The sequence below is a fragment of the Eggerthella hominis genome (assembly GCF_014287365.1).
Lineage (GTDB): Bacteria > Actinomycetota > Coriobacteriia > Coriobacteriales > Eggerthellaceae > Eggerthella > Eggerthella guodeyinii.
The window spans coordinates 524990-550147 of the sequence record NZ_JACOOA010000002.1; the positions used below are offsets into that span (position 1 = coordinate 524990).

Genomic DNA, 25158 nt, shown 5'->3' on the forward strand with positions numbered 1-25158 from the left:
GTGTCCTTTCGAGACTACAACAGCGAATAGACGAGCTGCTGGGTGTAGGCGTGCTGGGGGTCTTCCAAGATCTGGTCGGTCAGGCCGCTTTCGATGACGCGGCCGTCCAGCATGACAAGCGTGCGGTCGGCCAGCATGCGGATGACGCCCAAATCGTGGCTGACCACGAGCATGCTGACGTCGAAGTCGCGGCGGATCTGCTGGATGAGGTCGAGCACGGCGGCCTGCACGGACAGGTCGAGCCCCGTGGTCACCTCGTCGAGCAGGAGGATGGGCGGGTTGTTCGACAGCGCCTTGGCGATCTGCACGCGCTGCTGCATGCCGCCGGAGAAGTTGCGCGGCGGCTCGGCGGCGCGCGAGAGCGGGATGTTCACGCGCTCGAGCAGCTCCTCGCCGCGGTCACGCATGGCGCCCACGTGGCGGTTGCCGGCCGCGATCATCTGCTCCGCGATGTTCGACAGGCTGGAGAAATCCATGCGCAGCCCCAGGTAGGGGTTCTGGTACACCATGCCGAACACCGTGTTGCGGATGGCGCGCTGATGCTGGGACGACAGCTCCAACAGGTTCGCCGCGCCGCCGTCGAACGGTCGGGCGCGCACGTCGCCCTCGGTTGCTTCCTCGTCGAAGAACAGGCACTTCATGAGCGACGACTTCCCGCTGCCCGACTCGCCGACGATGCCGACGATCTCGCCCGGGAACACGTCGAGGCTGACGTCGCGCACGGCGTGTACCGTGCCGCACCGCGGGCACACGTTGCGCTCGAGCTGCGCGGCCGCGCCGAGGCAGTGCGGGCACCCCGCCCCGAAGCGCTTCGACAGATGCCGCACCGACAGGCACGGCTCCTCGTCGACGCCGAATCGTTGCGCATCAAGCATGAGGCGCTCCTTCCTGGTCTGAGGATGGATCGCTGGTCTTTCGTAGAGTCAGCGAGGGGGCTTCTGGTGCTGAAGATTGCGGTGAGAGGCCGACGAAGCGTGCTTCCGCACGTGAGGAGGCCTCGGAGCCGCAAGATTCGGCACCAGAAGCCGCCGCAGCGTCGACTGTTTTCGTCGGCTGGCAAGCCGACGAAACACAATAGTTCGTGTCGTTGCATTGGTGGTATGTTTCGCCGGTGGCTTCGTCCACGAGTTCGTCGAGGTAGACGTCCGTGGCACCGCACAGGCGGCAGCGCTTCCCGTCGAAGCGCTCCACCGCGAAGGGGTAATCTTCGAAGTCGAGGGGGACGACGTCGGTGAAGGGCGGCACGGCGTAGATCTTCTTCTCGCGGCCGGCCCCCAGCAGCGTGAGGTGCCGCGCCTGGTTGAGCTTGAGGTTGTCGAAGCGCGGGATGGGCGACGGTGCCATCACGTAGCGATCATTTACCAGCACAGGGTGGTCGGCGCCGGTCGTGGTGGCGTCGTACCGCACGATCTGGTCGAACAGCTCGAGCCACGCGCCGGTGTAGTCGGCTTCGGCATGGAGGCGCTTGGTGGCAGCCTCGCTGGGCTCGAAGCTGCGCAGCGGCTCGGGCGTGGGCACCTGCAGCACGAGGATCTGGCCGTCGTCCAGCGGGCGCTCGGGAATGCGGTGGCGCGACTGGATGAGCGTGGCCTCCTCCGTGTCGTCGGTCACCTCCACGTCGGTGGTGTCCACGACGAGCTTCTTGATGTTGACGGCGTTCACGCTGTCGTCGGAGCCCTGGTCGATCACCTTGAGCGTGTCGTCGGGGCCGATGATGGCCAGCGTGATCTGCAAGCCGCCCGTGCCCCAGCCGCGGCCGATGGGCATCTCGCGCGAGGCGAAGGGCACCTGGTAGCCGGGGATGGACACGCCCTTGATGAGGGCGCGGCGGATTTCGCGCTTCGACGCTTCGTCGAAGAACGCGTAGTTATAGCGCTGCTGCATCGCAGGCCTCCTTCGACTCGGCGACGGACTGGTCGCGCGTGCCGCGCACGCTGGACAGCTTCGACTGGAACGTGACGTAGTGGGGCAGCTTGAGGTGCGAGATGAAGCCGGTGGCTTCCACGCCGTCCACGTGGTAGAGCACGAACTCCTCGTCCTCGGTGGGGAACCGCGCATCTCCGTGCTCGAGGCAGTGATCGAGCACGCTCATGGCGATGGCCTTCGTCTCGGCGCGCCCGAACACGAGCCCGTAGCCGATAGCCAGCGACAGGCCGCCGGAACGCGCGTCCGAGCCCGCGCCGCCGTCGGCCGCGCCTTCGTCCTCGAACACGCTTTCCACCTCGGTCACCGGGATGGAGCCCAGGTAGTACGCGTCGTCGGCGGAGCCCGCCTCGAGCGGATGGTCCACGGCCACGGCCACGCGGCCCGAGCGCAACTCGCCCACCGTGGGGTGCGCGGGGCCGAAGCCGCGGATGGCGGCGTAGCCGAGCGCCTCCACCGCCTGGGTCATGCCGCGCGCGAGCGTCTGCAGGCGCACCGAGCGCGGCGCGGGGAACGACAGCGGCGCCATCGTGGCGTCCACCGGTTCGGCGTCGTCGGCGTCGACGTGCGCGAGCAGGCCCTGGGCGCGCAGGTAGTCCAGCACGCGCGGCATGACCGCGGGAGCGGCGTCGCGCTCGGGCGCTTCGGCGGCCTCCTCGAAGTGGGCGGCCAGCTCGGCGCGCTTCTCGGCCAGCTCTTCGGCGCCTTCGGTTTCCAGATCGAACGCCAGCAACCGGTGGCTGTAGTCGCGCGTGGCGCCGAGCACCTGGCCCCCAGGCACGTCCTTGAACGCGGCCGACACGCGGCGGGCAACGCGCATCTGTGCCGTGTCCACCGGACGCGAGACGTAGGGACGTTCCAGCGTGGAACGAAACGCGCGCAGCAGGAACACGGCCTCGTCGGGCGAGCCCTGCGCCTGCTTGAGCGCCAGCGCGGCCAGGCGCGGCGCGTAGAGCGAGGCCTCGCCCATCACCTGGTCGACGAGCTCGGGGAAGGTGCCCTCGATCTCGTTGGTGCCCCAGGCGGACGACGCGCTGACGCGCTCGTATTCCAGCAGCTTGAGGCTCTCCTCGATAGCCTTGCCCCCACCGCGGACGGCAACGTAGCCCATCTAGCGCACCCCCTTTGCTGCGAACGCGTCGAACGCGTCGGAAGCGCCGAGCGCGACATCGGAATGTTTCACGTGAAACATTTGTTCCTTTATCGCACTACATTGCGTCGATTGTTTCACGTGAAACATCGACGAGGGGGCGTCGATGAGGGTCGCGCGGGAGCTGCGCGGGATGGCCACGATGCGGCCATCCGGGTCCACCAGCACGATCTCGATGCCGCACGGGAATTCGTCGCCGCGCGCCTCGCGGGCGCGCACCCAGTCGGCACGGTCGACGGCGAAGCGGTTCTCGCGCTCCACGCCCGGTCCGCGCAGCGCCACCACGTGCACGGCCGGCTCGGCGACCTCGCCGCTCTCGGGCACGTCGGCCAAGCGCGCGCAGCCCATGAGCACGGTGGCTCCCTTCTCCGGGGAGATCAGCGTGCCGCGGCACGCCTCGGCCACCGCCTCGCACGCCGTTTGCACGTCCGCGCGGGCGGGCACCACCACGAAGTCGGCGTCGCGCAGGGGCACGCGGCGCGCGTGCGTCTCGCTCGTGAGGTAGGCGGCCGCGGCGTCAGCCTCGGAATCGGCCACGCAGAACGTCACCGCCTGGTCCACGAACAGGCGCGTCAGCAGCTCCAACGGCGCGTCGAGCGAGGCGGGGCGCGCCGGATGCTCGGGTGCCGGCACCATCTCGTGCACGGTGCCCGGATGCGCGAACGCGTCGAGCACGCAGCGGAACGCCCGCTGGGCGCGGTGCAGCTCCGCGTCTTCTCGTATCATCATGCTTCCACCTTCATCGTCGAGAAATCAACCTTCGTCGCCGCGGTGCGGCGTGCCTCGCGCTCGTCGCGAGCCTCGACGCGCGCGAGTTCGGCGCGCAGCGGGGCGTCCCAGCGGGACGCCCACGCGTCGCCGGCCGCGCCGGAGAACGCCGCATCCACCACGGCCAGCTCGTAGGCGCGGCAGCGGTCGCTGCCCAGCACGAAGCCGAGGCCCACCGCGTCGCCCAGGCGCACGCGGCACGACGTCATGAGCGCCTCGCCGAGGAAGAACAGGCTGCCCTGCGCCGTTTCGCGCGCCTGCACCATCACCAGCTCCTCGCGCGGCTCGTCGAGCACGACCACGGCGCCCTGCGCCTCGTCGCGCTCGACCTCGCACACGATGGCCCGCGCCAGCGCGGGATCGCCCTCCACGAGGGCGCGCGTGCGTTCGTATCGTTTCAACATGAGGTCCTTTCTTCAAAGTTCAATCGGTTCATCAAGGGCGGCGTCTCGCGAACGACGCGGACGGCGCGAAGGGCTACCTCTGCACGATGTAGCGTTTGCGCAGCTTGGTGGCCACCACTTCGAGCACGATGGCGACGGCCAGGCACAGGTACACGATCAGGCCCACCTCGTGGATGTTGTAGTAGAAGCTGCCGGCCAGGAACAGCTGGTAGCCGATGCCGCCCGCGCCCGCCACGGCGCCCACGGCCACGGCGTTCACGAAGTTGATCTCGAAGCGGATGAACGTCCACGACAGCATCTCGTTCACCTTCTCGGGCACCACGCCCTGGAACACCACCTGCCACCACGACGCGCCGCTGGCGCGCAAGGCCTCCAGCACGCCGGGGTCCACTTCCTCGAAGCTCTCCGAGTACGCCTTCACCAGGTACGCCACGCTGTGGAACAGCAGGCCGATGACGGCCGCCTCCGGCCCCAGGCCGATGGCCACCGAGAACACGAGCACCCACAGGATGGTGGGCACGGCGCGCGCCACGCTCATGAACACCTTGATGGCGTTGCTCACGCCCTTGTTCGACAGGTTGCACGAGGCCAGCAGCCCCAGCACGAACGCGATGATGGCGCCGATGAACGTGGTCAGCAGCGCCAACGCCAGCGACACGAACAGGCCCTCGATCACGTCGGGCAGCGTGAAGTGCCCGCCCAGGCCGGGCTGCGTCATCATCGTGACGAAATCGTCGATGGCCGCGGCCATCGCCTCAGGAAACGCCACCTTCCCGTAGTCCATCGTGACCAGCGCGAACACTGTCACCAGCGCGAATGCGCCCAGCACCGCGTACAGCGACACGTTGGACTTGGAAGCCACGTGCACCTTGATCTTCCCCGACCGCGACGTGCGCATTCCGCGCGCTTCGTCCGTCAAGCCCGTCATATGATCCGCCTCCTGACGAAGTTCGAGATGAGCTCGCAGGCGATGACCACGAGGATGATGGACAGCAGCACGAGCCCCGCGATGTCGTAGCGGAAGCTTTTGTAGTACACGTCGAACACGAAGCCGATGCCGGTGCCGGTCAGGATGCCGATGAGCGTGGCGTCGCGGATGTTCGTCTCGATCATGTACAGCACCCAGCTGACCACCGACGTGATGCTCAGGGGAATCACCGCCTGCGCCACGATCTGGCCGTAGCTTGCACCGCACGCGCGCAGCGCCTCGACCGGGCCCGAACTCATCTCGTCGATGCTCTCCAAAAAGCAGCGGGTCAAATAGCCGAAGCTCGTGAGGAACAGGGCGAAGAATCCGGTGAACTCGCTCTGCTTGAACGAAAACAGCAGGATGAACGCCCAGGCCACCACCGGGATGTTGCGGAACAGCGACGCGACAGCGCGCACGAGGAGGGGGAACGGGCCGCCCACCCCCACCGTCCGCGATCCCAGCACCGCGCAGATATACGCCAGGATCGCCGCCGTGCAACTGGAGGCGATCGAGGCGAGAATCGTCGAACCCAAGGCGGGCAGGATGGTGCCCAGCTTCTGGAGGGAGGCGAAGGAGGGGACGAATTGCGTCGCCATCCAAGCGAACCCGCCCGGGACGTCGAGGATTGCCTGCATGAAGTCGAAGCCGACGTACGTGCCCGACAGCGCGCCAAGCGCCACGAACACGAGCGCCATCGCCACGACGGCCAGCGTGCGCCGTCGGAAGAACGATCCGTCGTAGGTGCCGCGCGGGACCGCCCGGCGGGACCGCAGCCCCGCCAGCAGCCCCGCCGGCCGCAAAACGCGTTCCGTCATGCGGCCACCACCTCGAGCGCAGGGGCGTCCGCAGGGACGTCCGCCGTCGCGGTGCCGTAAATGCGCGCGATGGTGGCCTCGTCCAACTCGTCAGGGGTGCCGTCGAACACGAGCTTGCCGCCCGCCAGCCCCACGATGCGGTCCGAGAACTCCAGCGCGATCTCCACCTGGTGCAGGTTCACGAGGCACGCCACGCCCAGCTCGTCGGCCGCCCAGCGCAGATGCTCCATCACCGTGCGCGACGACTTCGGGTCGAGGCTGGCGATGGGCTCGTCGGCAAGCATGAGCAGCGGGTCCTGCACGAGCGCCCGGGCGATGCCCACGCGCTGCTTCTGCCCGCCCGACAGCTGGTCGGTGCGGGTGTAGGCGAACTCGGAGAGGCCTACCTGGTCGAGAATCTCGAACGCGCGGCGCTTCTCCTCTTCGCTGAACAGGCCTAACATGCCCGTGACGGTGGACTTGTAGCCCAGACGCCCCTGCAGCACGTTCTCGATGGCCGTGGCGCGGTGCACCAGGTTGTAGTGCTGGAACACCATGGCGATGCGGCGGCGGCAGGTGCGCAGCGCGCGGCCGCGCACGTGCGTCACGTCGTCGCCGTCGAACGTCACCGCGCCCTGCGTGGGGTCGATGAGACGGTTCACGCAGCGCAGCAGCGTGGACTTGCCCGCGCCCGACGAGCCGATGATGCTGACGAACTCGCCTCGATGCACCTGGAGATCGACGCCATCGAGCGATTTCGACCAGCCGTCGTAACTCTTCGTCAGACCGCGCAGGTCCAGCAACACCTCGCTCATTACGCAGCCCCGCCCAACTTGCGGATGGGCTCGTACCAGGCGTCGTCGGTCTTCACGAAGCACGTCTTCTCGGAATCCTTCTCGAAGATGCCCTTGGCGTTCTCGTCCTCGGGATCGACGAAGATCTGCGGGTCGTTCGCCACCTTGTCGGAGCAGAAGTAGTCGACGATCTTCGTGCGGTCCTCGTCGGAGATGGCTTCCTCGTTGAAGCAGATGGGCGAGTTCAGCACCGGCGTGATGGCGATGATGACGAACTCCTTGCCGCGCACGGTGTCGAAGGGAGCTTCGGCGTTGTCCTTCGCCTTGTACACGGCACCGATGCTGTTGGCCTCGCCCGACACGAGGTCGAGGTACATGTCCACGTCCACGTCGTCGAACGCGGCCACGTCGGCGTCGCCGGACAGCAGGTTCACGGCCGAGCCCTGGTGCGAGTTGCCGAACAGCACCTCGGAGAAGAACTTCCCGCCCTCGAGCAGCTCATCGGAGCTGTCGAGGCCGAATTCCTGGACGATGCCGCTCGAGGGCACCTTGAAGCCCGAGGTGGACGTGGCGGACACGAACGAGAACGACTTGCCCTTGATGTTCTCGATGGAGTAGGAGCCGCCGTTCTTGTACTGGTCGGCGTCCTCCTTGCGCACGCAGATGCGGCTGTAGTAGCAGGCGCCTTCGAGGCCGCCGTCCTCGTCGCTGTTCGTGAACGCTGCCAGCACCTTCGGATTCTTCTTGTTGGCCTGCACGTAGCCCTCGGGGCCCAGCAGCGCCATCTGCGCCTTGCCCGAGGCGATGGCCTCGATGGCCACGTTGTAGTCGGTGGAGGTCAGCAGGTTGGCCTCGCGGCCGCATGCGGCCTTAATGGCCGCGCCGATGGCCTCGCGCGAGGCGGTGAGGTCGGAGGACGAGTTGTCGGGCAGCCACACCATGGTGATGGGATCGGTGGATGCTGCCGCAGAGCCCGTGCTCGCGTCGGCCGAAGCCGCGCCCGCCGCGGCGCCCGAGCCGCCCGCCGTGCATCCCGTCAAAGCGCCGAACATACCCGCCATCGCCAGCGCCGCGCTGCCAGCAACGAACTGGCGCCTGCTCAAAAACCCTTCTGTCATGGTTGCGTTCCTCTCGTATCCCCGGCGCCCATCGCCGGGATCGCATGCGTCTTCGGCACGGGCCGTCTCTGCGGCCAACGTGCGAGAACCATCGTAAGAAAGGAAGGTAAGAACGAAGGAAGGGGTGCGTAAAGATGCCCCCAAGTTTGAGCAAAGGGGGCATCAGGAACGGGAAAGGTTTGGGTAAAGCGCGGAGGCGGCACCGTGCGCGGCCCCTTTTCCGCGACGCAGGAGTTCGAGGAACGAGCCGCGCGCGAACGAATGTTTCACGTGAAACATTCGTTCGCCACGCCCTGCCGCCTTGCGGGGCGAGGCGAACGGGCTACTCGAAGTGCTCGGCGGCCATCTCGAGCTGGTGGACGATGTCGATGCCCTGGGGGCACATGGCCTCGCAGGCGCCGCAGGCGATGCACGTCGAGGCGGGGCCGGGAGCGGCCTGCCACGAGTAGAGGCCCTTCACGAAGGCGCGGTTCTCGGTCATGAGCTCCAGGTTGAGCAGGCCGAGGATGGTCGGAATGACCACGCCCTGCGGGCAGTCCTTCACGCAGTAGCGGCAGTTCGTGCACGGCACGCTTGCCATGCCGCGCAGGGTTTCCACAGCCGCGTCCATCGCGCGCTGCTCCTCGGGCGAGAACGGGCGATTCGCCTGGTAGTCGGCCACGTTCTGCCGCACCTGGTCGAGGTTCGACATGCCCGAGAGCACGGTGAGCACGTTCGGCAGGTTGTAGCAGAAGCGATACGCCCACGAGGCCAGGCTGGCGTCGGGGTTCGCCTCGCGCAGCACGTCGGCCACACGCTGGGGCAGCTCGACGAGGCGGCCGCCGCGCGCGGGCTCCATGACCACCACGGGCACGCCGTGCGCCGCGGCCACCTCCATGCAGCGGCGCGCCTCCACCACCGGGTCGTCCCAATCGAGGTAGTTCACCTGCAGCTGCACGAAGTCCATCTGCGGATGCGCCGTCAGCAGCGCCTCGAGCGCGTCGGCCCCGTCGTGCATGGAGAAGCCGACGTTTTTGACGAGGCTGCGCTCCTTCGCGTCCAGCGCGAAGTCCCACATGCCGTATGCGTCGAACTTGGCGGTGCGCTCGCCGCCCACGTTGTGCAGCAGGTAGAAGTCCACGTAGTCGAGGCCCAGGCGCTCGAGCGACGTGGCCAGGTTGCTCTTGGCCTCCTCGGCGCTGGGCGCGGCCCAGGCCAGGCATTTCGTGGCCACGGTGTACGCGTCGCGCGGATAGCGATCGACGAGCGCCTCCTTGAGCGCGCGCTCGGACGTGCCCTCGTGGTAGACGAACGCGGTATCGAAGTACGTGCCGCCGCCCTCGATGAACGTGTCCACCATCTGCTTGAACTGCTCGATGTCGATGCTCTTCTGGTCGGCGGAGTCGAGCAGCGGCAGGCGCATGCAGCCGAAGCCCAGCTTCGGCGTGGTTTCGAATTCCGGTTTCATGGTGCTCCTCTCGATAGGTCCGCCTGTCATGGTAAGGGCTGGAGCGGACTCCAAGTCAAGAGGGGATTTTGGAGATGGACTGGGCGCAGGGGGGGCGAACGAATGTTTCACGTGAAACATTCGGGGGCGACGGCGCGAGGGGGGGGTCGGCCCCCCGTGGAACCAGCCGCGCTCGCGGGGTTAGCCGGTGGGGAGCTCGTTGAACAGCGCCTGGAAGTCGCACTCGAAGATGCTGTTCTTCAGGCGGATGAAGGCTATGTCGTGCTCGATGGCGGGGCCTTCCAGCTTGACGGCGCGCAGCGTGCCGGCGGCCAGCTCGCGCGCGACGGCCGCTTCGTACAGAAACGAGATGCCCAGGTCGTGCTCGACGAATATCTTGATGACGTCGAGGCTCTCCACCACGCTCGTATGGGCGAAGCCGTCCACCGTGAGGTTCTGGGCCGCCAGCGCATGCTCGAGCACCGCGCGCGTGCCCGAACCCGTCTCGCGCATGATGAGCCGCTCGCCGAACAGGTCCTCCACGCGCACGGGCTGCGTGGCGAACTCGTGGTCGGCGGCGCACACGCACACGAGGCGCTCGGTGCGGAACAGGTCCCACGCGTACGCGCTCTTGTCGAAGAAGCCCTCCACGAACGCGCAGTCGATCTTGCCCGCATCGAGCAGCGCCAGCAGCTCGCCCGTGCCGCCCGAGCGCACCGTGGCGTTCAGCTCGGGATATCGTCGCAGGTAGTCGGCCAGCGGCGGCGCCACGAGGTACTCGCCCGCCGTCAGCGTCATGCCCACGGCCAGCTCCACGCGCGCGCCCGTGACCGCGCTGCGCACGCGCTCGCGCAGCAGGCGCTCGTCGTGCGCCATCGTGGCGAGGGCGTCGCGCAGCAGCGCGCCCGCGTCGGTGAGCTGCAGCTTCTTGTTGCGATACACGAACAGCGGCGTGCCGTACGCGCGCTCGAGATGGGCGATGTGCTGCGACACCGCCGGCTGCGTGATGTTCAGCTCCTCGGCGGCACGCGTGTAGTTCATCGTCCGGCAAACGGTCAGGAACGTTTCGACGCGGAAATCCTGCATTGCGGCCCCTATCAGGCGAAGTTCTAATCATAAGTTAAACTTATCATAACATAATTATATAAAAGTTTTCTTTTGCATGAGGAGGTGCCAGAATGGGCAGCAGCCCGAAAGGCCACCCCCGTGCGTGTTTCAGATGGAGCATCGCGCGGAACCCCTCCCACCCGCGCGCATCAAGGAGTATGATGCGCGGCAGTAGAAAGGTTGCGCCGTGCGCGAGATTATCAAAAAGGTTCCCATCCCCACCGCAGGCGTTGCGCTCGGCCTGGCCGCGCTGGGCAACTTGCTGCAGCCCTACACCGAGATCGTCCACATCGTCTGCGGCGCGCTGGCGCTGCTGCTCATCGCCATGCTGGCCGCCAAGATCATCCTGTTCCCCGGCATGATTCGCGACGACCTGCACAACTCCATCATGGCCAGCGTGAGCGCGACGCTCTTCATGACGCTCATGCAGCTGGCGGGCTACCTCGCCCCGCTCGCGTACGCTCCGGCCTTCGTGCTGTGGTCGGCCGCCATCATCGCGCACCTCGCCCTCATGGGCTGGTTCACCGTGCGGTTCGTCGCTCACTTCAAGCTGCACGAGGTGTTCCCCACCTACTTCATCTGCTACGTGGGCATCGTCGTGGCCTCCGCCACCGCCCCCTCGTTCGGCATGCAACCGGTGGGCCATATACTGTTCTGGTTCGGCTTCGCGTGCTACGTGGTGCTGCTGGCCCTCGTGACGTACCGCTACGTCAAGCACGAGATCCCCGAAAGCGCGCGCCCGCTGTTCTGCATCTACACCGCCCCGATGAGCCTGTCCATCGTGGGTTACCTGGCCACGGCCCCCGATCCGAATCCCCTGTTCGTCGGCGTGATGCTGGTGCTGGCGCAGGTGCTGTTCGTGGTGGTGCTGACGCGCCTCCCCGTCCTGCTGCGCCTCAAGTTCTACCCCAGCTACGCGGCCATGACGTTCCCCTTCGTCATCACGGCCACGGCGCTTGGCAAGGCGCTCGCGTTCTTCCAGGCCGGCGGGGCGTTCGTGCCCGATGCGCTGTACGTGCTGTTCGCGGCCGAGGCGGCGGTGTCGGTGGTCATGGTGGGCTACGTGTTCGCTCACTACCTGCACTTCTTCTTCAAGCGCATCGAGGCGCCGGAAAGCGCCGCCGTCGTCCGCGAGAACAAGCAGATCGCCCGCTTCTCGGAGAACTTCGAGAACTAGGAAAGCCCTACCCCCCCCCCCCGGGGGGCCTGCCAGGCGGCGAATGTTTCACGTGAAACATTCGTTCGCGAATTCGTTGGCGAAGGGGTGGGGCGGCTACTCGCCCCACGCGCAGGTCACGATGCCGTGCGCGGGAACCTCCACCGGCGCCGTCCAGGGGCGCTCGGCCAGCTCGAAGCGCACCGGACGGTCGCCCCGGTTGAGCGCCACCAGCACGCGCCCGCCGTCGGGATTCACGAAGCCGGCGCACTCCACCGCATCGTCGAAGCGCGACACGAGGAAGCGCCGCGCGCCGGGGCGCACGAACCGCGACACGTGCCCGAAGTAGTGGAACGACCGGTTCACGATGAGCTCCTCCGCCTCGCGGTCGTACATGAGCGGCGCCTCGCAGAAGTTGCCCACGTGGTTCGGACCGCCGCGCTCGTCCAGCAGCAGGTTCCAGTCGATGAAACCCTGCGCGCCCGCGTTGAGGTGCCCCAGCAACGCATGGGCGTACTGCTCGGCCTTGCGCTCCTGCGTGGCCTCCTCCGCACGATCGCGCGAATACTCCACGCACCCTTCCGTGAACAGCAGCTCCTTGTCGGGATAGGCCTCGGCCACGGCGCGCACCTGCTCGAAGTGGTCGCCCGCGTACCAGTGGAACGCCACGCCGCCGAACGCGGCCGCGGCGTCGGGCCGCGCGAGCACGGCGTCGGCGCGGTCGAGCAGCCGATCGGTGTTGTGGTCCCACGCGAACAGCTTCACGTCCGCATGTCCCGCCGCATCGAGCGCCGGTCGCAGGTGCTCAGCCGCGAATTCGGCCTCCTCTTCGGGCGTGAACAGGCACGAATCCCACGTCTGCCGCGCCATCGGCTCGTTCTGCACGCTCAGGCGCCCCACGCGCACGCCCTCCTGCGCGTACGCGCCCACGTAGCGCGCCAGCAGCTTCGCCCATGTGCCGTAGTGCGAGCGGCGCAGGTGTCCCCCACCGTTCATCAGGCGATTCGTCTTCATGAACGCGGGTGGGCTCCACGGCGAGGCCAGCAGCTCCAGCGAGGGATTCGCGGCCAGGCCGCACTGGATGAACGGCAGCAGCAGGCGCTTGTCGCGCGCCAGCGAGAACGTTGCCAGCCGCTTGTCGAAGGGGCGCACGTAGGCGTAGTTGCCCAGCGCGAAATCGCAGCTTTGGATGTGGGTGCGGCACAGCGTGTAGGCGTTGCCGCCCTGCGCGGGGTCGCCTCCGCGCGCGCCGCCGAAGCACAGCTCGATGAACCGATCTTGCAGGTCGGGCGGCATGTGCGCGAACACGTACGCGCCGGCCTCGGTGAACGCCCCGCCGAACCCGACGATGCGCTGGTACGTGCGATCGGGCCGGCACACCACGAGGCCCATCTCCGCGCGCTCGTCGCGCCGAAACGGCACGTCGTCGCACGCCATCACGCGGCGCTCGTCCGTAGTCCACACGCGCATGGCGACCTCCCTAGCGATCGTCCTCCCGCTCGAGCGCGCGGGCCAGAATCTGCATGCGGGCTTCCACGTCCTCGATGATGCGGCTGCAATCCTTGAGCTCGTCGTAGGAGTCGATCCCCTGCACCTCGCTCACGGACTTGTACTTCAAATCGTGCTCCAAGCTGGCCCAGAAGTCCATGGCGATGGTGCGCAGCTGCACCTCGACGGGGATGAGCTCCTTCTTGTCGAGGAAGTACACGGGGATGCGCACGATGACGTGCAGGCTGCGGTAGCCGTTCGGCTTCGGATTGTAGATGTAGTCCTTGATCTCGACGATCTCGAGGTCGTCCTGCTTCTGCAACAGCTCCAGCAGGTTGTACACGTCGTGGATGTACGAGCAGATCACGCGCACGCCGGCCACGTCCATGATGTAGCGCTCGAGGTTCTCGAGCGTCGGCTCCTTGCCGTAGCGCTCCAGCTTCTCGAAGATGCTCGCGGGCTTCTTGATGCGCGATTCCACGTGATGGATGGGGTTGCGATGCTTCTTGAGGTTGAGGTCCTGGTCGAGGATCTCGAAGCGCACCATCATCTCGCGCATGGCGGCCTGGTACTTCTGGATGATCTCGCGGGTTTTCACCTCGGCGTCGCGCAGGCGCTGCAGGTCGTCGATGGGGCCGCGCAAGTCGTCGGTCAGCAGGAAGGGGTAGCGGTGGATGTCCTCGCTCTTCTGCTCGTCAACCGCGAGACGGCGATCGGAGGGTTGCTGCGCTGCGTCTGCCATGACGGAAACTCCTTCGGGCAACGATGTTCTTCTGGCCCCCTATGATAGCCAAGCCGGAGCGTCCGCGCGTCCCCGGCCGCCGAACCCCGCGCAATCACCAGATGCGCTACTTCTCGTGCACGCAGATGCGGTCCTTGCCGGAGCGCTTGGCCTGGTAGAGCGCCTCGTCGGCCTTCACGAACACGTCGCGGTACGCCACGTCGTCGTCTTCGGGAACGTACACGCCCATGCTGACCGACGGCGCGCTGTCCAGCGAGCCCACCTCCACGGCGGCCAGCTGGCGCTTGACCTCTTCCAGCTTGGCCAGGGCCACCTCGAGATCGATGCTCTTCAACAGCAGCACGAACTCGTCGCCGCCCACGCGGCCCACCACGTCGGACTCGCGGAAGTTCGACCGCAGCACGCTTCCCACCTCGTGCAGCAGCATGTCGCCCACGATGTGCCCGTACGTGTCGTTCACGTGCTTGAAGTCGTCGATGTCGAGCGCCACGCACACGCTGTGCCGCCGCACCGACGCATCGGAGAGCGCGGCCGCCACCAAATCCTGCGTGGCCGCGTGGTTGCTCAGCCCCGTGGTGGCGTCGTATTCGGCCCGGAACCGCAGGTCGTGTTCGTTGTTGATGTCCTCGATGGGGCCCACGAGGTGCCACGACCCCGCGTCGTCGTGCGCCACGAACAGGTTGGCGCGATACCAGGCGTACCCGGTGCCGAAGTAGTTGGCCCGGTACTCGATGCCCACCTCGTTCACGCCCGAGCGGGCGTTTTCGAACATCTTGCGCACAGCAGCCATGCTGTCGGGATGGACGACCTCGCTGCGCGTCGTCGTGAGCGTCTCCAGATAATGAGGGATGACCTGGGCTTCCATGCCGTTCCCCGTGCGGTCCATGTACAGCAGCACCGTGTCGGAATCGGAGTCGTAATCGAAGCTCATCTTGTGCGTCATCTCGCTGAGCAGGCGGTAGCGCTCGTTCTGCCACGAGCGTTCGCGCTGGTCGCGCAGCTCGGCCGTCACGTCGCTCACCACGGCGTACAGCGCCAGCGCGTCGTCCGACTCCCGCATGACGCGTCCCTGGATGCGCACGTCGATGGGAGCGCCGTCGTCGCGCACCGTGCGAAGCCCCACGTCGAGCTCGCCGCCGTCCTCGATGAGGCCGTGCTGCAAGCAGTAGTCGTCGAGCGCCCGCACCTCGTCGCTCAACGCGAGAGGCGCGTCCCACTCCATGTTGTCGGGTGCGCCCGGCAGCTCGTCGCCGAACATCGTGCGCAGACGGTCGTTCGCGTACCGCAGCCGCACCTCGTCGTCCCGCGAGGTGAACACGCCCACGCCCACCGGCAGCTTGCCCATGGTGTCGAGCACGCGCATCGTGACCTTGCGATCCTCGCTCGACATGCGCTCCGTGACGTCCTTGCTGCAGCACAGGATGCTCGACTCCGACACGCGCAGCAGGATGCTTTGGTACCAGCAGCGCCGATCTTCGAACTCCATGCGATACGTGCAGATGATGGGGCTGGAACCGTCGCTTTCGAGGCATTCGTCGAGCGCGGCGCGCAGACTGACGCGATCCTCGGGATCGGGCAGGCGGTCGGTCCAGAAGCGGAATGCGTCGTCGAGCGGCATCGTCTTGTCGGAGCGCGGCCGACCCGCGGAGAACAGCGAGCGATACGTCTTGCGCTCGCCGTCGAACTCGATGATCTCGTCGTACACCGAGCACAGCACCATCGCGTAGCGGCGCATGTCCAGCTCGTTGCGCTTCTGCTGGCGGTCGGATACATCCAAGAACGCGCTTTGGATGAGGGCGCGGCCGTCGATGTCGCGCTCGAGCGCCGACGTGCCCTCGATCCAACCCGTGGTGCCGTCGCTACGCACGAACCGGTAGGTGAAATCGATGGGCGCCGAACCGTTCTTGAGCGCGTGCACCGTCTCGCCATGCAGGACGTCGTCGTCATCGTGGATGGGGATGATCTTGCTCCCGGACATGCCGGCAAAGTAGGCGTCGATCCCCTCGTAGCCGAAGATCTCGCAGCCCTTCTTGTTGATGAACAGCAGATGCGGGTCGTCGTCCACCGTATAGCGCACGATGCCGCACGGCACGGAGTCGCTCAGCCGGCGCTGCGCTTCGCCCTGCGCTTGGAGGCGCTGCTCGTTCTCCTTCTCGTGCGTCACGTCGATAAGCACGGCCACCACGTACAGCGCCACCTCGTCGCGGTACATCGTGGACGCCGAAAGGTGCAGCCACGAGATGCCCCCGTCGCTGCGGACGGCGCGCATGATGCACGACGAGCGGGAGGCGCCGGCGCTCAGCTTGGCGGCCACGCCCCTGACCAGCGCGCGGTCGTCCGGATGCACCACCGCGAAGGCGTCCGCCTGCGAGCGCTCCTGGTACTGCTCGCGCGTGTAGCCGATCATGCTGGCGGTCATGTCGCTGAAATCGAGCAGCCGGACGCGGTCGGACACCTCGTAGAACGCGAGGCCGCCCGGGATGGTGTCGCGCGTGGCCGCGAGCCGGTCGCGCAGGGCCTGTTCCTGGGTGGTTTCCTCGGCGAGCAGGTACAGGTTGCTCAGATCGCCGGCGCGCGACAGCAAGCGGATGCGGATGCGGATCCAGCGGCCGTGGCCGTTGCTGCGGAAGCGCAGCTCGCTCTCGGCATCGCTCTCGCCGGCCACCGCGCGGCGGATGGCCTCCTGCAGGGGCGCGCGATCTTCCTCGATCAGCTGCCCCAGCATGTCCTTGCGCAGCCGCTCGGCCAACGCAAGGTCGTCGGGCATGCCGAACAGGCTGGCGAACTCGTGGTTCGCGCGCACGATTTCCAGCGTCTGGCTGTCGTACTCGGCGATGGCCGCCGCGCCCACGTAGCTGTTGAAGATGAGCGCCATCTGGGAATCCGCGTTCCAGAATTCGGTCACGTCGTCCTGCACGTTCTCCGTGAGCGGCCGCTTGGGGTTCTCGTGGGTGCCCTCGACCAGCATGCGCTCGAACGTCTCGCGATCCACCGGCCGCGAGAACAGGTAGCCCTGCATGTACTCGCATCCGATGCTGGCGAGGTAGGCCGCCTGCTTCGACGTCTCCACGCCCTCGGCGATGGTGGGCAGGTCCAGCCAGCGCGCCATGCGCACGATGGAGGCCAGGATGAGGCCGCCGCGCGTGCTCTCGTGCGTGTCGAGGAAGCCCATGTCGAGCTTCAGCACGTCCACCGGCACGTCTTTGAGCGTGTTGAGCGACGAGTAGCCGCTGCCGAAGTCGTCCATCTCCACGGTGAAGCCGGCGGCGCGCAACCCCTTGACCGCCCCGATCAGCTGATCGGGCGATTCCATGTAGGCGCTCTCCGTGATCTCGAGGTTCAGCAGGCTGGCGGGTATGTCGTAGCGCTCCACGAGGCCCTTGAGGTACGAGCACAGATCCGATCGGTAGATGTCGGCGCGCGACAGGTTCACCGACAGGTGCGGGACGGCGTCGATGCCCCACGCGTCGATCCACTCGCGCAAGCAGCGGCACGCCTGATCCCACATATAATAGTCGAACCGGGAAATGAGGCCGTTGCGCTCGAACACGGGGATGAACTCGGCCGGGCCCAGCAGGCCGCGGTCGGGGTGCTGCCAGCGCGCGAGCACTTCGGCGCCGGTCATGAGCCCGGTGGCGTAGCGGTACTGCGGCTGGAAGAACGGCACGAACTGGCCCAGGTCGAGCGCCGCGGTCATCTCGCCAGCCAGCTGCTGCTCTTTCAGCAGCGACACGCGCAGCGTTTCGTCGTACAGGACGTAGCCGCTGCCCACCGAGCCGCCCTTCGAGGCGCGCAGCGCCAGCAGGGCGCGGTCGCACATGAGGTTGACGTCCAGCTCGGGCTCGTCGATGGGGTACACGCCCATGCGCACGAAGAAGGTGAAGTCCTGGCGGTACGCGCTGAACCACTCGTTGAACACGGCCAGCATGCGATCGGGATCGAATAGGGAGCGGGGGAAGCAGGCGATGAAGTGGTCGGCGCGCAGACGGGCGGCCACCGCGTTGCCCGGCAGCTTGCGGCGGATCATGTCGCCGATGTCGGCGAGCAGGCCGTCGCCCGCGACGGTGCCGAAGAGGTCGTTGTACGCCTTGAACCGGTCGATGTCGCCGTACACAAGGACGTACGCCTCATCGGGATGGGCGTCGATCAAAGCGCGCACGCGCGCGTTGAATCCGCTGCGGTTTAGGAGACCGGAAAGAGCGTCGCGCTCAGAAGGGCTGGAATACGCCCCCCCCCGTCGGCTTTTTCTTCCTCCAGCGAGTTTTTTTCGATTCCATATTCCCATGCAGGACGCATCGCCCCCCTCGCCTTCTTGGTAGGAATATCTGATGGTGGGGATACAGTTTACCGCTTTGCGGCAGGGTATGCCATCAAATGCGCCAAAGAGTTGATGTGATCGCCGAACGACCCGCTCGCCCTGCGCCCACCGCCGCGCCGCGGAGCGGGCGGGAGCGTCCGGGGGCCTGGCGGCTACGCGCGTTCGGTGCGTTTAGCCTCGTTCCACAGCGCTTCGCGGTCGTCGGGGGCGAGGTCCTCGATGGCGCGACCCTGCTCCCCGGCGGCGCGCTCCATGTACGCCCAGCGGTCGCGGAACTTCCGGCACGTGGAGCGCAGGGCGCCCTCGGCGTCCACGCCCATGCGGCGTCCCACGTTCACGAGCGAGAACAGCACGTCGCCGAACTCGTCCTCGACGGCGGCGACCGCCGCGCGCGCGGCCTCGGCGGATGCGGGGTCGTCGGTGGCCGGGGCGGCGTCGGCGTCCGCCTTGCCGTTCGCGGCCTTGGGAGCGGCAACGTATGCCTCGCGCAGCTCGCCGACCTCCTCGCGCACCTTGTCCCACACGTCGTCGAGCGAATCCCACTCGAACCCGGCGGCCGCGGCCTTGCGCGAGATCTTCTGCGCCTGCATGAGCGCCGGGAAGCTGGTGGGCACGCCGTCCAGCAGCCCCTCGCGCTGCGCGCCCGCGCCGTCGGCGGCCTCGTCGGCGCTGCCCTTCTCGGCCAGCTTCACCTTGTCCCACAAATCGAGCGTCTCGCTCGCGTTCGCCGCATACGCGTCGCCGAACACGTGGGGATGGCGGCGGATCATCTTCTCGTTCACCTCGGCGCACACGTCGTCGATGGTGAACTCACCGTCGTCCGCGGCGATCTGGCTTTGCAGCACCACCTGCAGCAGCACGTCGCCCAGCTCCTCGCGCAGGTGCGCGACGTCGCCCGTCTCGATGGCGTCGACCGCCTCGTAGGCCTCCTCGATCATGTTGTGCGCGATGCTCTCGTGCGTCTGCACGCGATCCCACGGGCACCCGTCCGGGGCGCGCAGGGCGGCGATGGTGGCGACGAACTGGTCGAACGAGGGATGGCTTGCGCTGGGGGCGGGAGATGCGGGGGCGGTCATGGCGATCCTTTCTTCGGTTGCTCAACAGCAGTATACCGCCGCGCGGCGGCCGTGGTATGCTGCACGGCGATGCGAAAGGATACCGGTATGAACCAGCCCGCCACCACGAACGACCGCCCCGCGCGCGTGCGCCGCGCCGCATGGCTGGTGCGCCTGGCGTTTGCGCTGGTGTTCGTCATCAACGTGCAGTGCGCCGTGTCGTTCGTGCTGTGGCCCGACGCCTACGCGGCCTCGTTCGAGGTGGCGGGCGTGCCGGGCGCCGCAGCCGTGCAGGGCCTCGGCATCGCGTTCCTCATGTGGAACGCCACCTACCCCGCCGTCATCGCCAGCCCGCTGCGCTTCCGCGCCGTGGCCGTCATCGTGCTGGAGCAGCAGGCCATCGGCCTCGTCGGCGAGTCGTGGCTGCGCCTGGGCCTGCCCGCCGGCCACGCCGCCCTCTCGGCCAGCATCGAGCGCTTCGTGCTGTTCGACGCCGCCGGCCTCGCGCTGATGGCCGCCGCGTTCGGATGGCTGTTGTGGGTGGAGCGGGGAGCTTCCTCCTGATGGCGGATGCCAGGACCCCGCGCCGCCCCGACGCCTCGACGCGGCAGCGCGCCTTGCGTGCTCCTGCGGCACCTCGATTTGCACAAAAATCACCGCTGTGAAGCGATTGGGCCGCCTTTTGCGCCCCATCGACCGTCCTGCGACCACCGATTTCCCTCTGCAATCGGCATCGCCCCAGGTGGCAAAATATCGAGATGCCCGGATCGAGACCGCCGGGCTTCACAGCGGTGATTTTCGTGACTCAGCGGGAGTTTTTCGACAGGCAGCCGCACGACCCGAAGCGCGATGTTTCACGTGAAACATCCGTTCCCTCAAACGCGAAGCTCGACGGAATCGGATATACTGGCTGCTGATTTGAGGATGCGGCGGTGAGGAGCCTGGCATGGCAACAAGTTCGGGGGCGGCGGCCCTGTCTTCCGGGGCGCTTGCGCAGATTCGGGTGTTTCAGCAGAACGAGGTGACCGAGTCCGAGGTGTACCGACGCATCGCCGCCAGCACCAAGGACGCGGACAACCGCACCACGCTGCTGCGCATCGCCGACGAGGAGGCGAAGCACGCCGGCATCTGGCAGCGCTACACCGGCGAGCAGATGAAGCCCCAGCGGGGCGCGGTGCTGCGCTATTCGCTGATCGCGCGCGTGTTCGGCTTCACGTTCGCCGTCAAGCTCATTGAGAGGGGCGAGGAGAAGGCCCAGATCTCCTACGAGGAGCTGGCGAAGGAGGCGCCCGAGGCGCTCGGCATCCGCACCGACGAGGAAGCGCACGAGAAGGCGCTGCTGGACATGCTCGACGAAGAGCGGCTGTCGTACGTGGGCAGCATGGTGCTGGGCATGAACGACGCGATGGTGGAGATGACCGGCACGCTGGCGGGCCTGACGCTGGCCATGCAGAACACGCGGCTGATCGCGCTGTCGGGCCTGATCACCGGTATTGCCGCCACGCTGTCGATGGCGTCGAGCGAATACCTGTCGTCGAAGAGCGAGGGGCGCCCGGACGCGCTGAAGTCGGCCACGTACACGGGCATCGCCTACCTCGTGACGGTGGCGCTGCTGATCATGCCGTACCTGCTGTTCGACGAGTCGCACTACCTGTGGGCCATGGGCACGATGGTGGTCATCGTGCTGCTCATCCTCGTGGTGTTCAACTACTACCTCTCGGTGGCGCAGGATCTGCCATTCAAGAAGCGGTTCGGCCAGATGGCCGGCATCAGCCTGGGCGTGGCCGCGCTGTCGTTCGTCATCGGCATCCTGGTAAAGCAATTCCTGGGCGTGGATATCTAGGGAAGCGCTTGCGCGCATGATGCGACGCGGGCGAGCCGTTGGTCGGAGGACGGCGTGGCTCGCCCGGTCGCGCGAATGGTCGTGAGGGGCGGGGCGGCGCACGGTTGTCGCGCCGCCCCGCGCGCGCCTACCCCAGGATGGCGGCCAGGTCCTTCTCCGGGGTGCTGATGGGACGCACGTCGAACTCGCGGACGAGCACGTCGAGCACGCCCGGCGACACGAACGCGGGCAGCGTCGGCCCCAGGTAGATGCCCCTGATGCCGAGGTGCAGCAGCGTCAGCAGGATGCTGACGGCCTTCTGCTCGTACCACGACAGCACCAGCGTCAGCGGCAGGTCGTTCACGCCGCACCCGAACGCCTCGGCCAGCGCCACAGCCACGCGGATGGCGCCGTACGCGTCGTTGCACTGCCCCATGTCCATGATGCGCGGCAGGCCTCCTATGGTGCCCAAGTCCAGGTCGTTGAAGCGGAACTTTCCGCAGGCCAGCGTCAGGATGATGCTGTCCTCGGGCGCTTGCTGCACGAAGTCGCGGAAGTAGCTGCGGCCCGGGCGCGCGCCGTCGCAGCCGCCCACGAGGAAGAAGCGGCTGATGGCGCCCTGCTTCACCGCGTCGACCACCGTGTCGGCCACGCCGAGGATGGTTCCGTGGCCGAAGCCCGTGGTGAACGCGCCGTCCGCGTCGGTCGCCGTCGCGTACCCGCCCAGCTCGAGCGCGCGCTCGATGAGCGGCTCGAAGCTCTTGCTGCCGTCGGGCGCCCCCTCGACGTGCGCCATCCCGGGGTACGCCACGGGGCCCGTGGTGAACACGCGGTCGGCGTAGGAGGCCGCCGGCGGCATGAGGCAGTTCGTGGTGAATAGGATGGGCGCGGGCAGGTCGGCGAACTCGACGCGCTGGTTCTGCCACGCGGTTCCCAGGTTGCCCTTGAGGTGCGGGTACTGCTTGAACTGCGGATAGGCGTGCGCGGGCAGCAGCTCGCCGTGCGTGTAGACGTTCACGCCGCGACCGGCCGTCTGGTCGAGCAGCAGCTTGAGATCGTGCAGGTCGTGGCCCGAAACCACGATGAAGGGGCCAGCCTCCACCGCGCGCGCCACCGTGGTGGGCTCGGGCGTGCCGAAGGTTTCGGTGTTCGCCTGGTCGAGCAGCTCCATGCAGCGCAGGTTCACCTCGCCCACCTTGAGCGACAGCGGCAGCAGCACATCGGCACCCGCCTCGGCGTCGGCCAACGCGGCCAGCCCCTCGTGCAGGAAGGACGACACCGCGTCGTCGCGATAGCCCAGCGCGGCCGCGTGGTACGCGTACGCCGCCAGGCCGCGCAAGCCGAACAGCACGAGCGACTTGAGCGAGCGCACGTCCTCCGGCGCGTTCCACAACGCGGCCAGGTCGTAGTCGGGCGCGGCCTCCACGCCGTCCGCCGCCGCGACGGCGTCGCGCTCGGCATGGGCGCGCTCCCGCAGGTCGGCCAAGGCCGCATCGTCGAAGTCCACGTTCGTCAGCGTGGCGAACAGGCCCTCCATCGCCAGGTCGTCCGCCGCGCGGCGCGCCTCCGCGCCCGTCCCCGCCGCGCGCACCGTCTGCGCGAGGCCCACGAGCGCGCCCGTGACCTCGTCCTGCAAGTTCGCCGTACTGGCCTGCTTGCCGCACACGCCCGCCGTCCCGGTGCAGCCGGTGCACCCGGCCGTCTGCTCGCACTGGAAGCAGAACATCGTCGTTGTATCGCCCACGTCTCGTCCTCTCTCGCGCCTGCGCCCCGCATGGACCCAAAGGGGACAGTCCCCTTTGGGTCCATCCCGCGGGGGCATCCCCAATGGGGACATCCGCCGTTCGCGGCTCGGGGCGCAGCGCTCGGTCATCGTTTGCTTGCCTGATGGAGCTCACCCTACGATACTGGTGCAAGCATTTCCGTTGTATTTACAACAAAGGAGCCTCATGGACCGCTACCTGCCCCTCATCGGCCGCTCACCCCTGTTCGAGCGCATCGACGCCGCCGACCTCGAGCCCATGCTGCAGTGCCTCGGCGCGCGGCAGCGCTCGTTCCCCAAGGGGGCGTACGTGTTCCGCATGGGCGACCGCACCACGTCGATGGGCATGGTGCTGGAGGGCTCGGTGCGCCTCGAGAAGGAGGACTACTGGGGCAACCGCAGCATCCTCGCGTCGTTCGGCCCCGGCCAGTCGTTCGCCGAAGTGTACGCGTGCGAGCCCGACCTGGCCCTCGACATCAACGTAGTGGCGGCTGAAGCCGCCGTGGTGCTGCTCCTCGACGTGGGGCGCATCACCAGCATGTGCCCGTCGTCGTGCGCGTTCCACGCGCGGCTCATCCGCAACCTGCTGGGCATCATCGCGAAGCGCACGCACGCGCTGACGCGCAAGATCGAGCACACCGCGAAGCGCACGACGCGCGCCAAGCTGCTGTCGTACCTCTCCGACCAGGCAGAACGCGCCGAGTCGAGCCGTTTCGCCATCCCGTTCGACCGCCAGGAGCTGGCCGATTACCTGTCGGTGGATCGCAGCGCCATGTGCGCCGAGCTGTCGCGGATGAAGAAGGACGGCATCATCGACTACAATAGGAACCGGTTTGAAATCGTGCGAAGGAGCGCCCTATGATCGACCCGCGCAAGGCGGCCCTCATCATCATCGACATGCAGCACGGGTTCGTGGACCCCTCGTCCGCGCTGTGCGTGGACGGCGCGCTGTCCACGGTGCCCGCCTGCGCGCGGGCGCTCGACCAGGCGCGCGCATTGGGGATGCCCGTGATCCACGCCGTGCGCGAGTACGCCGCCGACGGCTCGGACGTGGAAGCCGTGCGGCACCGCACGTGGCTCGAGGGCGGCAAGCCCGTCTCGCGCGCCTGCGCCAGCCCGCGCACGTTGGAGGAATACGCGCCGCTGTCGCCGCAGCCGGGCGACCGCGTGATCGTGAAGCCGCGTTTCTCGGCGTTCTTCGGCACGTCGCTCGACCTGATTCTGCGCCGCCTGGGCGTGGGCACCGTGGTGCTCATCGGCACCACCACGCCGAACTGCATCCGCACCACCTGCTACGACGCGTTGTCGCTGGACTACAACGTGGTGCTGCTGGAAGACTGCACGTCGTCGCGCACGCCCGAGGTGCAAGCGGCGAACATCGAGGACATGGCGCACATCGGCGCGCACGTGATGGAGTGCGACGAGTTCTGCGCGCAGGGCCTGGCGAACGTCGCGGACACGGTGGCCGAAGCCCGCGAGGCGTGCGAGAACGGGACCGCCCTATGATCATGGAGGTGGCCACGCTCGACGACCCGCGGCTCGATGCGTTCGCGCGGCTGACGGAGGCGCAGCTGCGCAGCAAGCTGGAGCCCGAGAAGGCGCTGTTCATCGCCGAGTCCGGCAAGGTGATCGAGCGTGCGCTGGCGGGCGGCATGGAGCCGTTGTCGCTGCTCATGGAGCCAAAATGGCTGCCCGCGATGCAGCCGTTGATCAACGAGATCGCCGCGCGCTGGGGCGACGGCGTGCCCGTGTTCGTCGCCCCGCACGACGAGCTGACGAAGCTTACCGGGTTTGAGCTGACGCGCGGCGCGCTGGGCGCGTTCCGACGGCCGGCGCTGCCCAGCGTGGCCGACATCGTGCGCGACACGCGGCGCATCGCCGTGCTGGAGGACATCACGAACCACACGAACGTCGGGGCCATCTTCCGCTCGGCCGCCGCGCTGGGCATCGAGGCCGTGCTGGTGACGCCCGCCTGCTACGATCCGCTGTACCGTCGCGCCGTGCGCGTGTCGATGGGCACCGTGTTCCAGGTGCCGTGGACGCGCATCGGCGAGGAGGCCGGAGCGGGTGCAACCGGCACGGGCGGCTGGGCCGAAGCCGGCGTGCCGCTGCTGCACGAGCTGGGCTTCAAGACCGCGGCCTTCGCGCTGACGGACGATTCGGTGTCGCTCGACGACGCGGCCCTCAACGCCGAGGAGCGCCTCGCGCTGGTGTTCGGAACCGAAGGCGACGGCCTGGCGCACGACACCATCGGACGCTGCGACTACACCGTGCGCATCCCCATGGCCGGCGGCGTGGACTCCCTCAACGTAGCCGCCGCCAGCGCCGTTGCCTTCTGGCAGCTGCGCCCGCGCTAACGCG

Annotated in this window: 22 protein-coding genes; 6 read left to right on the forward strand and 16 right to left on the reverse strand. The window is 67.6% G+C overall.

Annotation, left to right across the window (positions count from 1 at the left end; genetic code table 11):
* Positions 1–14 precede the first annotated feature (14 nt).
* The 11 genes from H8S61_RS07010 to H8S61_RS07060 form a co-directional block, all read right to left on the reverse strand.
* Complete coding sequence (locus tag H8S61_RS07010) at positions 15–875, reverse strand: ATP-binding cassette domain-containing protein (protein ID WP_160942095.1); 861 nt, start codon at positions 873–875, stop codon at positions 15–17.
* Positions 868–1884: an alpha-D-ribose 1-methylphosphonate 5-phosphate C-P-lyase PhnJ gene (locus H8S61_RS07015; RefSeq protein ID WP_186938463.1), complete on the reverse strand. Its 1017-nt coding sequence runs from the start codon at positions 1882–1884 to the stop codon at positions 868–870. Before H8S61_RS07015 ends, H8S61_RS07010 begins: the two co-directional genes overlap by 8 nt.
* Positions 1868–3034, reverse strand: coding sequence for a carbon-phosphorus lyase complex subunit PhnI (locus tag H8S61_RS07020; protein WP_186938464.1), 1167 nt, complete (start codon positions 3032–3034; stop codon positions 1868–1870). The genes H8S61_RS07015 and H8S61_RS07020 overlap by 17 nt, the downstream gene beginning before the upstream one ends.
* Positions 3035–3802 carry a phosphonate C-P lyase system protein PhnH gene (gene phnH / locus H8S61_RS07025; protein ID WP_186938465.1) on the reverse strand — a complete coding sequence of 256 codons (768 nt, stop codon included), beginning with the start codon at positions 3800–3802 and terminating at the stop codon, positions 3035–3037.
* Entirely contained in the window at positions 3799–4245 is a 447-nt protein-coding gene (phnG, locus tag H8S61_RS07030; protein ID WP_186938466.1) for a phosphonate C-P lyase system protein PhnG, read from the reverse strand. Before phnG ends, phnH begins: the two co-directional genes overlap by 4 nt.
* A gap of 73 nt (positions 4246–4318) precedes the next feature.
* Positions 4319–5173: a PhnE/PtxC family ABC transporter permease gene (locus H8S61_RS07035; protein ID WP_186938467.1), complete on the reverse strand. Its 855-nt coding sequence runs from the start codon at positions 5171–5173 to the stop codon at positions 4319–4321.
* The gene (locus tag H8S61_RS07040; protein WP_186938468.1) at positions 5170–6030 is read right to left on the reverse strand and encodes a PhnE/PtxC family ABC transporter permease; all 861 of its coding nucleotides are present in this window, start codon (positions 6028–6030) and stop codon (positions 5170–5172) included. The genes H8S61_RS07035 and H8S61_RS07040 overlap by 4 nt, the downstream gene beginning before the upstream one ends.
* The gene (gene phnC / locus H8S61_RS07045) at positions 6027–6824 is read right to left on the reverse strand and encodes a phosphonate ABC transporter ATP-binding protein (RefSeq protein WP_186938469.1); all 798 of its coding nucleotides are present in this window, start codon (positions 6822–6824) and stop codon (positions 6027–6029) included. Before phnC ends, H8S61_RS07040 begins: the two co-directional genes overlap by 4 nt.
* Positions 6824–7921 carry a phosphate/phosphite/phosphonate ABC transporter substrate-binding protein gene (locus H8S61_RS07050; protein WP_186938470.1) on the reverse strand — a complete coding sequence of 366 codons (1098 nt, stop codon included), beginning with the start codon at positions 7919–7921 and terminating at the stop codon, positions 6824–6826. Before H8S61_RS07050 ends, phnC begins: the two co-directional genes overlap by 1 nt.
* A gap of 322 nt (positions 7922–8243) precedes the next feature.
* Positions 8244–9368 (reverse strand): aldo/keto reductase, encoded by a 1125-nt coding sequence (locus H8S61_RS07055; protein ID WP_186938471.1) that lies wholly within the window; start codon positions 9366–9368, stop codon positions 8244–8246.
* A 180-nt stretch (positions 9369–9548) separates the two neighbouring features.
* Entirely contained in the window at positions 9549–10433 is an 885-nt protein-coding gene (locus H8S61_RS07060; protein WP_186938472.1) for a LysR family transcriptional regulator, read from the reverse strand.
* 208 nt (positions 10434–10641) lie between these two features.
* Here H8S61_RS07060 and H8S61_RS07065 point away from each other — a divergent pair, with 208 nt between their 5' ends.
* On the forward strand, positions 10642–11631 hold the full coding sequence (locus tag H8S61_RS07065) for a TDT family transporter (protein WP_186938473.1): 990 nt from the start codon (positions 10642–10644) through the stop codon (positions 11629–11631).
* 96 nt (positions 11632–11727) lie between these two features.
* Here H8S61_RS07065 and H8S61_RS07070 read toward each other — a convergent pair whose 3' ends face one another.
* The 4 genes from H8S61_RS07070 to mazG form a co-directional block, all read right to left on the reverse strand.
* A complete protein-coding gene (locus H8S61_RS07070) occupies positions 11728–13080 on the reverse strand; it encodes a glycoside hydrolase family 30 protein (protein ID WP_186938474.1) in 1353 nt (450 codons plus the stop codon).
* A gap of 10 nt (positions 13081–13090) precedes the next feature.
* Entirely contained in the window at positions 13091–13840 is a 750-nt protein-coding gene (locus tag H8S61_RS07075) for a GTP pyrophosphokinase (RefSeq protein WP_154333341.1), read from the reverse strand.
* Positions 13841–13946: 106 nt separating this feature from the next.
* Positions 13947–17999: an EAL domain-containing protein gene (locus tag H8S61_RS07080; RefSeq protein WP_366458001.1), complete on the reverse strand. Its 4053-nt coding sequence runs from the start codon at positions 17997–17999 to the stop codon at positions 13947–13949.
* Between the two features lie 311 nt (positions 18000–18310).
* Positions 18311–19234, reverse strand: coding sequence for a nucleoside triphosphate pyrophosphohydrolase (gene mazG / locus H8S61_RS07085; RefSeq protein ID WP_186938476.1), 924 nt, complete (start codon positions 19232–19234; stop codon positions 18311–18313).
* A gap of 87 nt (positions 19235–19321) precedes the next feature.
* Between mazG and H8S61_RS07090 the strand changes: the two genes are divergently transcribed.
* Positions 19322–19777, forward strand: coding sequence for a hypothetical protein (locus H8S61_RS07090; protein ID WP_186938477.1), 456 nt, complete (start codon positions 19322–19324; stop codon positions 19775–19777).
* 382 nt (positions 19778–20159) lie between these two features.
* Positions 20160–21056 (forward strand): VIT1/CCC1 transporter family protein, encoded by an 897-nt coding sequence (locus H8S61_RS07095; protein ID WP_186938478.1) that lies wholly within the window; start codon positions 20160–20162, stop codon positions 21054–21056.
* 127 nt (positions 21057–21183) lie between these two features.
* Here the strand turns inward: H8S61_RS07095 and hcp are convergent, their stop codons facing one another.
* The gene (hcp, locus tag H8S61_RS07100) at positions 21184–22779 is read right to left on the reverse strand and encodes a hydroxylamine reductase (RefSeq protein WP_186938479.1); all 1596 of its coding nucleotides are present in this window, start codon (positions 22777–22779) and stop codon (positions 21184–21186) included.
* A 205-nt stretch (positions 22780–22984) separates the two neighbouring features.
* Between hcp and H8S61_RS07105 the strand changes: the two genes are divergently transcribed.
* Genes H8S61_RS07105 through H8S61_RS07115 form a run of 3 tightly spaced genes read left to right on the forward strand, consistent with a single transcriptional unit; the run spans position 22985 to position 25154 of the window.
* Positions 22985–23659 (forward strand): Crp/Fnr family transcriptional regulator, encoded by a 675-nt coding sequence (locus H8S61_RS07105; RefSeq protein WP_186938480.1) that lies wholly within the window; start codon positions 22985–22987, stop codon positions 23657–23659.
* Positions 23656–24303: a cysteine hydrolase family protein gene (locus H8S61_RS07110; RefSeq protein ID WP_186938481.1), complete on the forward strand. Its 648-nt coding sequence runs from the start codon at positions 23656–23658 to the stop codon at positions 24301–24303. The genes H8S61_RS07105 and H8S61_RS07110 overlap by 4 nt, the downstream gene beginning before the upstream one ends.
* Positions 24300–25154, forward strand: a complete 855-nt coding sequence (locus H8S61_RS07115; protein WP_186938482.1) for a TrmH family RNA methyltransferase — start codon at positions 24300–24302, stop codon at positions 25152–25154. Before H8S61_RS07110 ends, H8S61_RS07115 begins: the two co-directional genes overlap by 4 nt.
* Positions 25155–25158: the final 4 nt, after the last annotated feature.